At 56.8% G+C, this 11,543-nt stretch carries 16 protein-coding genes; 14 read left to right on the top strand and 2 right to left on the bottom strand.

The genetic code is table 11. The annotated features are described in order from the left end of the window. The 8 genes from VL688_07665 to VL688_07630 all read left to right on the top strand — a co-directional run. A partial coding sequence (locus VL688_07665; protein ID HTL47926.1) for a PEP-CTERM sorting domain-containing protein occupies positions 1-295 on the top strand: 295 nt, incomplete at its 5' end. A 14-nt stretch (positions 296-309) separates the two neighbouring features. Then, positions 310-1,776: an apolipoprotein N-acyltransferase gene (gene lnt / locus VL688_07660; protein ID HTL47925.1), complete on the top strand. Its 1,467-nt coding sequence runs from the start codon at positions 310-312 to the stop codon at positions 1,774-1,776. Positions 1,777-1,829: 53 nt separating this feature from the next. After that, entirely contained in the window at positions 1,830-2,519 is a 690-nt protein-coding gene (locus VL688_07655; GenBank protein HTL47924.1) for a DUF4136 domain-containing protein, read from the top strand. A gap of 75 nt (positions 2,520-2,594) precedes the next feature. Further along, positions 2,595-3,185: a hypothetical protein gene (locus tag VL688_07650; protein ID HTL47923.1), complete on the top strand. Its 591-nt coding sequence runs from the start codon at positions 2,595-2,597 to the stop codon at positions 3,183-3,185. A 266-nt stretch (positions 3,186-3,451) separates the two neighbouring features. After that, on the top strand, positions 3,452-3,655 hold the full coding sequence (locus tag VL688_07645) for a cold-shock protein (protein HTL47922.1): 204 nt from the start codon (positions 3,452-3,454) through the stop codon (positions 3,653-3,655). A gap of 118 nt (positions 3,656-3,773) precedes the next feature. After that, positions 3,774-4,781, top strand: coding sequence for an SGNH/GDSL hydrolase family protein (locus VL688_07640; GenBank protein ID HTL47921.1), 1,008 nt, complete (start codon positions 3,774-3,776; stop codon positions 4,779-4,781). Positions 4,782-4,975: 194 nt separating this feature from the next. Then, positions 4,976-5,185, top strand: a complete 210-nt coding sequence (locus VL688_07635) for a hypothetical protein (GenBank protein HTL47920.1) — start codon at positions 4,976-4,978, stop codon at positions 5,183-5,185. 168 nt (positions 5,186-5,353) lie between these two features. Then, positions 5,354-5,860: a hypothetical protein gene (locus tag VL688_07630; protein HTL47919.1), complete on the top strand. Its 507-nt coding sequence runs from the start codon at positions 5,354-5,356 to the stop codon at positions 5,858-5,860. Between the two features lie 3 nt (positions 5,861-5,863). Here VL688_07630 and VL688_07625 read toward each other — a convergent pair whose 3' ends face one another. Further along, positions 5,864-6,409: a type 1 glutamine amidotransferase domain-containing protein gene (locus VL688_07625; GenBank protein ID HTL47918.1), complete on the bottom strand. Its 546-nt coding sequence runs from the start codon at positions 6,407-6,409 to the stop codon at positions 5,864-5,866. 188 nt (positions 6,410-6,597) lie between these two features. On the opposite strand from VL688_07625, the gene VL688_07620 reads away from it, so the two are divergent. From VL688_07620 to VL688_07600, 5 genes are all read left to right on the top strand, one after another. Next, on the top strand, positions 6,598-6,921 hold the full coding sequence (locus VL688_07620) for a hypothetical protein (GenBank protein ID HTL47917.1): 324 nt from the start codon (positions 6,598-6,600) through the stop codon (positions 6,919-6,921). Between the two features lie 108 nt (positions 6,922-7,029). After that, a complete protein-coding gene (locus tag VL688_07615; GenBank protein HTL47916.1) occupies positions 7,030-7,854 on the top strand; it encodes an MEDS domain-containing protein in 825 nt (274 codons plus the stop codon). Positions 7,855-7,916: 62 nt separating this feature from the next. Continuing rightward, positions 7,917-8,189, top strand: a complete 273-nt coding sequence (locus VL688_07610) for a hypothetical protein (GenBank protein ID HTL47915.1) — start codon at positions 7,917-7,919, stop codon at positions 8,187-8,189. A gap of 146 nt (positions 8,190-8,335) precedes the next feature. Further along, positions 8,336-9,421: a HAMP domain-containing sensor histidine kinase gene (locus VL688_07605; GenBank protein ID HTL47914.1), complete on the top strand. Its 1,086-nt coding sequence runs from the start codon at positions 8,336-8,338 to the stop codon at positions 9,419-9,421. Positions 9,422-9,701: 280 nt separating this feature from the next. Then, positions 9,702-9,905, top strand: a complete 204-nt coding sequence (locus VL688_07600) for a cold-shock protein (protein ID HTL47913.1) — start codon at positions 9,702-9,704, stop codon at positions 9,903-9,905. Positions 9,906-10,162: 257 nt separating this feature from the next. On the opposite strand, the gene VL688_07595 is transcribed toward VL688_07600, so the two are convergent. Then, on the bottom strand, positions 10,163-10,675 hold the full coding sequence (locus VL688_07595; GenBank protein ID HTL47912.1) for an ORF6N domain-containing protein: 513 nt from the start codon (positions 10,673-10,675) through the stop codon (positions 10,163-10,165). A 409-nt stretch (positions 10,676-11,084) separates the two neighbouring features. Here VL688_07595 and VL688_07590 point away from each other — a divergent pair. After that, the coding region (locus tag VL688_07590; GenBank protein HTL47911.1) for an acyl-CoA desaturase at positions 11,085-11,543 on the top strand (459 nt) is incomplete at its 3' end.

Raw genomic sequence — 11,543 nt, 5'->3', positions numbered from 1 at the left:
AACGGATTCGCCGGACGTCCTGGCTTTTGGCCCGCTCGTTTTCGCGGAATACGGCCTGACGGGAAATTTTCTCGTGCCCAATGACGCGGCCGCGGTCGGATCTTTCTTTGCTTACATCAGGCCCGGAAGTGCCGGCGCGACATCCATTCTCGACGGCAACCTCGCGAAGAACTTTTTCGACGCCAATTTCACGGGGTCGTCGGTGGTCGCGAATCCGGAACCGGCCACGCTTTCCCTCATGGCTCTCGGCCTTCTCGCGGCCTTTTTCGTCCGCAGGAAAACGCAAATCGCCTAGGCTTTAAGGAGAGCGTGATCGCGCTTCTCGTTTCTTTCCTACTGGTCCTTGCAAGCTGCCTTCCAGGCCTTGCAGGGACCCTTTTTTTTGCCCTCGTTCCTTTCTTTGCTTCCCTGAATGACCGCTATGACGCGGCCGATGCCTTTTCCCACGGCTGGCGATTCGGAGTTTTGTATCTCGGTTTTGCGCTGTTCTGGCTTACCGGCGTCAGCATTCCCGCTTTCATTGCCGCCGCCGCGGTTCTGGCTCTTTTCTATGCGGCTTTTGCGGCGCTCACGTTTTTCTTTGTGCAGCGCTGGGGCCGCTGGGGATGGGCCGCCGCGCCCTTTCTCTGGACCGCGCTCGAAGGGCTGCGCTCGCTGGGATTCTGGGGCATGCCCGCGGGACTTCTGGGCTATTATGCCGCGCCGATCGAGGAGATCGCGCAGCTGGCTTCATTCGCAGGCGTCTACGGCCTCAGCTTCCTCGCGGTTTCCGTCAACGTGCTCATTTATCTCGCGGCCCGCAAGCGTTCGCCCGGCCGCTTCTTCCTCATCGTCCTTTGTGCCGCCGCGATCGCAGGTTCTTTTGTTTTTGGAAAGAAGCGGCTTGCGGAACCGCTTCCCGCGGGGAGCGTGAAGATCGCCGTGGCTCAGGGCAATCTCACGCCGGAAAAGAAATGGGTGCCGGCTTTTCTCGCAGAGGCGGTTTCCATTCACGCCGAGCTCACGCATGAAGCGATGAAAAGCGGACCGGACCTTGTTCTCTGGCCGGAAACCGCGGTGCCGGGATTTCTTTTTCATCCCGAGCGCGCTGCGATCAAGGAAAAAGTTACCGCCGCGGTCCGGGAAGCGGGCGTGCCGGTTCTCACGGGATACCAGCGGCTTGAAATCGAAAACGGACGGAAGATGGCTTTTAACTCCGCCGTCCTGTTTTCGGAAGCGGGAGAAGAAAAGGGGAACTACGATAAAATCCGCCTTTTCCCCGTGATGGAAAAATCGCCCGCCGCGTGGATGATCCCGCAGCTGCGCGCGTGGGGATTTCCCGCGCTTTACGAGGCCGGACGTGAAGCCGCGCGCTTCGAGGCCGCCGGCACTTCCTTTGCCGTGATGATCTGCTTTGAAAGCCTGTTTCCGGATCTCGTGCGGCGCCTGGCGGAAAACAACGTGGACCTTCTCATCAATCTGACCAACGATTCCGTGGCGCTTGGGAAAATGTCTTTTTATTACGATTTCGCCGCCGGGATGACGCGGCTGCGTTCCATCGAAACGGGCCGCAGCCTGGTCCGCGCCGCGAACAACGGCATTTCTCTGGCGGTCGATCCGCTCGGCCGGGAGCTGGCGCGTTCGCATTGGAACCAGCGCGAAGTCTTCGCGGCCGAAGTGCCGAAGGCGCGGCTTTCCACGCCGTATATGAAGGGCGGATACGCCTTTGCTCCCGCCTGCCTCGCCTTTTCCGCGGTCCTCGCCGCGCTCGCCCTGATCACTCCAAAGCGCCGCTGATTTTTGGAGCTTCCCCGATAGGGCGGGGACGCGCGCCTTCTTACGATCATGTCATGAAAAAAATAGTCCGGCTTTGGATTTTGATCTTGCTTGTCTTGCCTTGGACACAGGGCTGCGCCCGCCGCGTGAGGCTCGACGCTTATGCGCTGCCCGGCGACGGCGTGAGCCAGTTCCCGGCGGGCTCTTCCTTTTCCGTGTCCCCGAATCCCGGCATGCCGAATCCTATTTTCGACCGCATGGTGAAAGAAAAAATCGAGACCGCACTGCGCGCCTCGGGTTTTCAGGTGAATGAAACCGGGGCCCAATACGAATTGCAGTACGATTACGGAATCGAAGGGCGCGAAGAAACCCGTCTGTCCAAAGTGCCCGGGCCTTTCGCGGGAGGGCGTTACCGTTTCGTGGGCGGCATGGGTTTCGACAATTGGGACCCGCTGTATTATTCGACGATCGTGGCGGATACCTATCCGGTCTACACCGCGCACCTGCGCCTGCGCGTCCTCAAAAACGGGCAGACTCAGGCGCCGCAGGAAGCAAGGGCCGTTTGGGTGGGCGAGACCTCGACGGAGAGTGACGAGAGAAATCTGCGTGAGTTGATCGATTACCTGATTGCCGCCTCGGCGCGGTCGCTGGGCCGGGACACGCGCAAGCCCGTGGATGTGACCGTTCCCGAAGACGATCCAGTCCTCAAGCAGCTGAGAGGGGCGGCGCCTGCCGCGCCCGCGGCTTCACCTGAGGGATCCTGAGCCGGATTTGTCTTCTCAAAATCACGTAGGGACGGGCAATTTTCGGGTGTATAATGCCCGGGATTCGAGGAGATCATGCCGAAACTGCCGAAACCCGCCGAAAACTACGAAACGCTCCGCCAGCAGATGCTCAGCCTGAACTGGCGCAAGCTGGGGCTGCAGCCCACGGAAAAAAATCCGCATGTCTGGGGCCTGCTCATGGAGATCGGCTACCCGCAGGCGGTGGTGACGCTCGTCGTCATCAACCAGCACAATGTGAGCCTTTTTTTCGGGACGGGCGGCGGCGTCGTGGGCGGGGAAAAGCACGAGGCCGTACGCATGAAGGCCGAGGAATTCCTGCTCACCGCGGACACGTTCGTGCGCGGCAAAAAGCTGAACCCCACCAAGCATTTCCCCTTACCGGAACTGAACCGCGTTCGCTTTTATGCGCTCACTTTCGATGGGCCCATGACGGTTCAGGACAACCGCAATATTTCCGATGAAACGCACGAGCTCTTTCCGCTTTTCCGCAGCGGCCACGAAGTGATCGCGGCGATGCGCATGGCCGACGAGGTGGCGCAGTCCCAAGCCTCGGGCAATCCCGAAGCCGAAGAAACGTCCGGTCCTCCGCAGGATCCGGACGACGCCGGACCCGCCGACGCTTCCGCGAAATCCGATCCGGAATAGCCGCAAGTCGTTTAACCATAAGCGAAAACATTGTTCTAACATGAGCAGCCGTGCGTGCGGCCGTCATTTTGTTTTGGAGCGAAAAAAAATAGACGTTGACAGCCGCCGGGGGGTAGGGCAGACTACCGCCCCAGTAGTGAAGTGCATGTGAAAATCTCCGAGTAACCTTCTGCATTGCCAGTTGTCTCGCTTGTTTTTCCTGCCCTACTACCCATACATTCGGGTTTCTCCTATGTATGTTTTTTGTGAAAGGAGGAAATTTTCACATGGAAAAAGGTACCGTGAAATGGTTCGATAACTCCAAGGGTTATGGATTTATCACCCGTGCTTCCGGTGGCAAAGATGTGTTTGTCCATCACTCCGCGATCAACGGGAGTGGTTTCAAGTCCCTTGATGAAGGTCAGCAGGTCGAGTTTGAAGTGACGGCAGGACCCAAGGGTGATCAAGCCACCAACGTTTCGAAGGTTTAATCCTTCGCAGCGTATTAACCTGATAGTCGACAATGGCGGGGCCGCAAGGTCCCGCCATTCGTCTTTCCAGGCCTGATCTTTCTTCGCCGCATCCCCCCGCAATGATAGAATTCTTACGATGAAGACCCTCCTCAAAACGATCCTTTCCGCGTTTCTCTGGATTTTTACCCTGACCTGTCTTGCCGAAGGCGGCTTCCGCACCGCGGTTTTCTACCGCTACCTGAACGAGCTCGGGCACTATTATCACGACCTGCTCGTTTACGACAGGACGAAGCCCTACCAGATCCGCATGCGTCCGAACACGGCAAGAAAGCGCGCCACTCCGAACGGCGGCAGTCCCTGGGAATACAGAATCAACGCGCTCGGTTTCCGCGGCCCGGCGCCGGACCTGAACGGCGGGGAGGCCGGACGTATTCTCGTTCTCGGCGATTCGGCCGCGTTCGGATGGGCCGTGAACGACAATCAGAATTTTCCCAGCCTGCTCGGAGAACTTTTGCGGAAAAAGGGGATTCACGCTTCGGTGTTCAACGCGGGTGTGCCCGGTTTCAGCACCGTGCAGGAAGCGCAGCTGGTGAAAGATGTTTTTCCCGCCGCGATGCCGCGCGTCGTCGCGCTCGCGTATGCCGTGAACGACGCGGAGCCGCAGCAGATGCTGCCGCTCGCGCCGCGCCTCCGGTACCGCGGAAATCTGCTGTGGTCCGTCACCGCGCTGAAGCGCAAGCTGTCGCCGCCTGAGGCGCGCGTGGATTACAACGAAGGATTCAAGCCCGGAAGCTGGAAAGGCAAGGCTTCCAAAAAAGCGCTCGAGCAAATCAACCGCTACGCCAAACAGCACGCCGCGGTGCTGGTGGTTTTCATCCTTCCGGATTTCACCCAGCCGTTCGATGCGTCGTATCCTTACCGCGGCATTCACCGCGCGGTCGCGGAATGGGGAAAAGAGCTGGGCATTCCGGTCTTTGATCTCCTGCCGTATTTCGAAGGAAAGGTCCACACGCACTTTGCCGTTTCCGGCGACGGCCATCCCAACCCTCTCGCGCACCGCGCCATTGCCGGGGCCATGGTTAAGCGCCTCCGGCCTTATCTGGAGCCCCGCGCGCCGCAGTCCCGGGACGTCCCGCAAGCCTGACCCCGGCTTGAAAGGTCATGATTTTTCTGCCCCGAATAAACCTGATACAGAAGAATGTAAAAAACCAGCCGATAAGACAGTAAAAGGAGGAGAGGAAAAAAGGCCTCAGAGGACAGTCACGGTTGCCTGAGATGCTACACTATAAGAAAGCTCCCAACATTGAGAAGATGGGCTTCTCTTAGAAAGGAACCCGAATGACGACTTTGGAGAGTTTGAGAGTGTTGTCCGAATTGAAGGCCGGTGCCGACCCGCACGCGATCAAAGTGACCGCCCTGGCTTACATCAAACAGGCCGTTGCAGACGAGCGTTACGAAGAATTGCGCGAGATGATTTCCATCGCGCAGGAATTCGGCGCCACGGCTTGGGACATCAGGATCGCACTCATGCCGGGCCAGGGACGTTAAGCAGACAGGCATCGATCCTTCAAAAGAACCGGGACGGTTCCCCAGCCGTTCCGCCGCTGCGCGCAAGACCGCCGCTTTTTCCCTACAAGAAATGACGCCGCACCCCCGCTAGTCCCGCATTCCCCGCGGAAGCATAATAGAGCCGTACCCCAGAATGGACCCTTCCTCATGAAAACGGCTCATCGAAATCTCATTTTTGGATTTACGATTTTAATTTTCGCGGCGGGCTCGTTTGTGTTTATCAAGCCGCTCGCCGAAGTCCACAAGTCCACGGAAGCGCCGCTTGTTTTCAAGGAAGTCCGGCAAGCCGCGCCCGATATGCCCGCGCCCGTCGCGCCTCTCGTGCGCGAAAGCGATCCCGGCGAAGTGGCCGAACAAAATGAAATGGTCCTCTGGACCGATCCGCGCACCGGCGGCCTGAACGCCGAACTGACCGACGGCGGCAAGAAGGATAAAAAGATCGACTACAAATACGGCCTCAAAGAAACGACGGGCTCTCAAGACGTGGTGCGCCAGTCGACAGCCAATGTCGGCCTCGGCTACAAGTTTGATTCGCGCAATTCGCTGGACGTCGAGGCCAGCCGCACCATTCACGACAACCAGGACGCGCAGGCCTGGCGGCGGTCCGTGGAAGACGAAAGCGCGGCCAACATGGAATACACCTTTTCCTTCTAGCGGTCAGGCGGCCTTTTCTTTGCGCGCTCCGGCTCCGGAAAGCGATTCGATAATCTCGCGGCAAAACGCGGGAAGATCGCAGGGGAAGCGCGACGTGATCAGGTTGCCGTCGCGCACGACTTCACTGTCCTCGTAAATCCCGCCCGCGTTGATAAGATCGTCTTTGATGCTCATATACCCCGTGACGTGCTTTCCCAGGATGATGTCCGCGGACGCCAGCATCCAGCCCGCGTGGCAGATGGCGGCGATCAGGAGACCTTGTTGGTATCCCTTGCGCACGAATTCCACCATCTTCGGATGGCGGCGCATGTGATCGGGCGCATAGCCGCCGGGAATCACGATGGCGTGGAATTCTTCCGCCCTCACGCGGTCGACCGGCGCGTCCGCCTTGACTTCATACCCGTGCTTGGAGTGATAAGCTTCTTTTCCCGCGCCGATCACCCACACGTCGGCCCCGGCTTCGGTGAGCCGCAGCTTGGGATACCATAGCTCCAAATCCTCGTACAGGTCTTCCGCCAGTATCGCGACTTTTTTTTCCGAAAGATCCATAAAGCCTCCTTGGTTGGAGCCCATGATAAGACCTGCGCGCGGGCCCCAAAATCGGGGAAAAGAGGATTCAGCCGACGAGCCCCATTAAAAAACTCGTCGGCCCAGAAGCATGGCTTCACCGCGTGCCGAGAGAAAAAGCACTCTCGGCTGGCATACAGTTCTCACGCGTTATGGCCGTAACATCGGCCATGAAAACGCTTGCCGCTTTCCTCGCGATTTTTGCCCTCGCGCCCGCGCATTGCGGGCGCATGACCACCCACGACCAGCTCCACCATATCCAGGACGAAATCATGCAGCTTCAGACTCAGGTGGCGGCCGTGCAGCAGCAATTAGAACCCACGCTCGCCGCCCGCCAGGCTGCCTGCGCGCATGGCCAGGAACAAAGCGCCCCCTGCATCCTGAAAAATAATGAGCTCGACCAGCTTCAGGCCGAGATCAAAAAGCTCCAGGCCGGCGTCACGGAAGAGCGCGCCAGGCTCCAGCCCCTCGTCGATAAGCTCCCAAAGCCGTAATTCGCCTTTCTCTCCCGTCCTCCGGGGAAAGTTTATTTTGTAGGGAAATCCCCTATGGCGCACGATTTGGCCTTTACCGTAAAATAAACGCAACTTCGAAAGGTTTTCATGATTACCATGCAATATCCGAAAGAAGCGCTCCGCCAAAAACTCGTTAAGGCCGGAATCCCCGAAACCAAACACGGTTTTGATTCCCTGTGCGCGCTGATGCCGATTGATTTCGACGGCCGCACGTATGAAGGCATGTCCGCCGACATCATGGCCGAAGTGCTTTTGTATCTCATCGCGAAAGACATCATCAAAGTTCCCGTGGAAGGCGGCAAAGCGCTGCTTGATCTGCCGTGGGGCACGCACGTCTGCCAGTTTTACAATACCAAACAAGACCTCATCGAAATCCTCGTGCCTTATTTCAAACAGGGGCTGGAGAACAACGAAGCCTGCATCTGGGTGGTCGCGGATCTTTCCGTGGAAGAAGCCAGGCGCGCGCTCGCTGCCGTGGTGCCCGACATCAATGCCCGCATGGCCAAAGGCCAGATGGAAATCCGCCATTACACCGAATTTTATACGGGGCCGGACGGAAACCTGAAACCCATCGACGCGCTTTTGGAGCAATGGAAAGCCAAAGCCCAGAAAGTCGAGGACGAAGGCTACAAAGGCCTTCGCGCTTCAGGCAACACGCGATGGATCGGGGAAGACGAAGGCATGTACCGCTTCATGGAGTACGAAACCAAAGTCCACTGCGCCATCCACAGCTCCAAGATGATCGCCGTCTGCACCTATCCCGTCCGCGTTGCCGCCCTCCAAAAAGCGCGCGACCTGATCCTCAACCACGGCGCCATCTTCGTCAAGCGTGACGAGTGGGTGCACCGCCTCGAAAAAAACAAAGACGCAGAAAAAATCGAAGCGCTTTTTTCCTGCCTCAATAAAGTCTAGAGCCGCCTTTTTTTGAAAATCAATTTGCACCTTAACTGCCGCATCCGTATAATCCCCAGCTTATGAAAATTTCCGCCGCTTTTTTATTTTTACTTTTTATTTGTGCCCCCGCGCTCTTCGCCGCCTTGCCCTCGAACCGCCAGCAGACCGCCTGCGCGCTCGATCCCAATAGCAGCGCCTGCAAACAGCTCATCGAACAAGTCCGGGTCCAGCAATCCGCCGTCGAGTCCCAGCTCGACATGATCGGTAACCCAACCGGAAGCCCGTCCAACGAAGGCCTCTTCCTCCCCAGCTTCGGGCAGGATTTCCAGGATCCCTCCAAAAAAATCCAATAGGTCTAAGAAAGGGCGCTTCAATACGTTAAGCCGCATTTTGGGCGGCGGCCCGCTATTTACCGACGCCTTTTTCAGTTCCGGCCCCGCAGGAATGTTGTCCCAGTAAGAGTAGAATTACATCCAGGCACAGGGGGAGAGGAGGCCGCTTGCTTTTCGAATTCCTGATCGAAAATCATCAAGAAATCCTGGACGAGTGCAAGGGCAAGATGCTTTCTCTGAGCGCCTCCAAGCCCTCGTCCGAAGCGCTCGACCGCGGCCTGCCCATTTTTTTGAGCGAACTGACCGGCGTCCTGCGCCGGGCTCTGCAAAAGGGCCCGGACTACGGCAGTTTTCCCTGCGGCGCGACGCTCCCCGAAGGCAGCGCCGCGATGCGCGGAAAAGAATCCCTGCGGCTCGGTTATACCGTCGGCCAGGTCGTGCACGCTTACGGCGCCGTGTGCCAGACCATCATGGAAATGGTTCAGAAAAAAAAGTATAAGATCACCGCCGAAGAATTCCGCCAGCTCAATTTCTGCCTCGACTGCGCGATCGCCGAAGCCGTCACGGAATTCGAAGCAGCGCAAAGCTCGGATGTCGAGCGCGGAGAAACCGAAAAGCTTGGCTTTCTTCTCCACGAACTGGGAAACTCACTGGCGGCCGCGATGATGGCCCAGGACATGATCAAGCAAGGAAAGGCCGGCATCGCCGGCAGCACCTCCCATGTGCTGGAGCATGCGCTGGACCGCATGCAGCACATTCTCGACAAGTCCCTTGTAGAAGTCCGCCTGCGCGGGGCCGCACCCCCGGAGCTTTCTTCCGTCCGGCTGATCGACGTCGTCAGCGCCGTCGAGGCCTCGGCCTTAGTCGTGGGAAAGTCAAAAGGCGTCCGCCTTGAAATCGACGTCGATCCCGCCATCGAATTGACGGCCGACCCGCACATGATTTATTCCGCGCTGTCGAACCTCGTAAGCAATGGAATGAAATTCACCAAGAACGGCGGCGCCGTGCGCGTGACGGGCAAAGAATCCGACGGGCACGTCATCATCGACGTGAAGGACGAATGCGGCGGCATCCCGGGAAAAACCGAAGATCTCTTCAAGCCCTTTGTCCAAAAAGGGGCCGACAAAAGCGGCCTGGGCCTGGGGCTTTCGCTCAGCCGGCAAGCGGTCGAATTCAATCACGGCAGCCTGTCCGCGCGGAACATGGGCCATGAAGGGTGCGTCTTTACCATCGACCTGCCCAAGTGCGCCTGAGCGGCCGGCCTGATCTGAAAACAAGGATCGGGGCTGCTAGTCCGTGGCCGAAGAAGGGCAGCCTTTTCCGGGCGCAAAAAAAATAAATGAAATGATGTGTTGACAGGGAAGGGCCGGTAGTCCATAGTGGGCACCAGTAGTGCTTTGCAAGTGAAAAAAATCTCCGAGTCTCTTGTCTGCTTTGCCAGTCAGTCCTCGTTTATTTTTACTCCTGCGTTTAGACCTACCTCACATGAGATTCATCTCGTTGTGCGATTTTTCCGGAAGGAGGATACTACATATGGAAACAGGAACAGTGAAGTGGTTCGATAACTCCAAGGGTTACGGATTTATCACCCGTTCTAATGGCGCGAAGGATGTGTTCGTTCATCATTCGGTCATCAACGGAACCGGCTACAAGTCCCTCGATGAAGGCCAGCAGGTGCAGTTCGAAGTCACCGCCGGTCCCAAGGGCGACCAGGCCGCCAACGTGACCAAGATTTAACCAGCCGACGAGCCCAATTAATAACCTCGTCGGCACCCGGTGAGGACACGCATCAAGGCCTCACCGGAAAAGCCCCGAGCTCAATTAATGATCTCGTCGCTACGCGGTGAGGACATGCTTCAAGGCCTCACCGCTCAGGCTTCGACCACAGGTTGCCGGAATCAAAAGATTCCGCTTAGACCTTTGGAATGAAAGATAGCGGGGCTCTCCCCAGAGCCCCGCTATTTTTTTTGCACAATCGATAGCCGCTTTCCGACTCAATGAAATCCAATGCGTTTTTTGGAATTTTCCGGCGGCGACATGAGTTGTCTTATGGCGTCAAATATGGCCTGGATTTCCGCATCATTTTTTTGAATTTTCCTTTCTAAGTCATCTAACCGCTTTGCCAGGAGCTGATTCGTGCTTAAAAGCTCCTTCAAACGGATGAATGCTCGGACGACCTGAATGCTGGATTGAATGGCCAGGGCACTATTGAGGACACTTGCCAGCATGACGGCGCCATATTCAGTAAAGGCATGAGGCAAGGAAGTAGAATATTTCAGCTTATGGAGGTGGTCGCAATTTGCGACCACCTCAGCCTTTTCTTTCGCTGTTAAACGGAACATAAAATCATCCGGAAATCGGTTTCTATTGCGTCCGACTTGTTCATTGAGCCGCTTGGTCGATACCCCATAAAGCTCCGCAAGATCGCTGTCCAGCATGACACGATAGCCGCGTATCACAAAAATTTTCCGGGTAAGCAACTCATCGGTAAGCCTAATATTTCGCATGGCGGGAAGTATAAAGTAAAAATGCTCGCCTAAAAGAGACGCGCTTTATTATTTAGCAGATGCAGCTCGAATTACATGCCAGCGCGGCTCGATTGCCAGTGCTTATTTTTATCTGACATTGGCCGGCGGGGCTGGCGATCGGGAGCGGCGCAATAAGCGAAGGCGATGAAGGGGGCGGGCAGAGTATGGAATGCCCCGCTATTTTTTGTGAACTGACTTGGAGACGTTCTTGTCGAGCCTAAAATTCGTGATGGCGCGTGAAACAAGGAGGTCGCTGCGGGTTGTGGATCTTTTCGGGTTGGGAACGGCCCGGTTATACCCGTTGTTCTTTCCCCCAAACAAGGTACAATGACCTATGAGTGGTTATTCGCCTCCCAAGCGCCATACCCGTTGGATGGCCGTTATTTTTATGCCGGCCGTTACCCTGATCGGAGTCATCGGAACCCCGATCTACATCTATCATCACGGGCTGGCCCTTTCCGAACTCTTTCTCTTCCTGTTTTTTTTAATCACCACGAGCTTTGCCATCACGGTGGGTTACCACCGCTATTTTTCGCACAACGTTTTCAAAACCAGCAAATTCATCGAGTTCCTGCTTCTTGCCTTCGGCGCGGCCACCTTCCAGAAATCCGCGCTGCGCTGGGCCTCCCAGCACCGGCAGCACCATCAATTCACGGACACCGATCTCGACCCGCATAACAGCAAGAGGGGATTTTTCTTTTGCCACGTGGGCTGGATCATGTTTTACAAACACGACGTCAATTTCAAGAACGTCGAAGACCTCGCAAAAAGCCGGCTGATCATGAATCAGCATGCTCATTACAACTGGTGGTCCGTTTCGATGGGCCTGGTTCTTCCGATGCTTTTG

Source organism: Verrucomicrobiia bacterium (assembly GCA_035495615.1).
Classification (GTDB): Bacteria; Omnitrophota; Omnitrophia; order Omnitrophales; family Aquincolibacteriaceae; genus DATJFP01.
The sequence above is the reverse complement of the archived record's forward strand: the minus strand, read 5'-3'. Positions and strand labels throughout refer to the sequence as shown.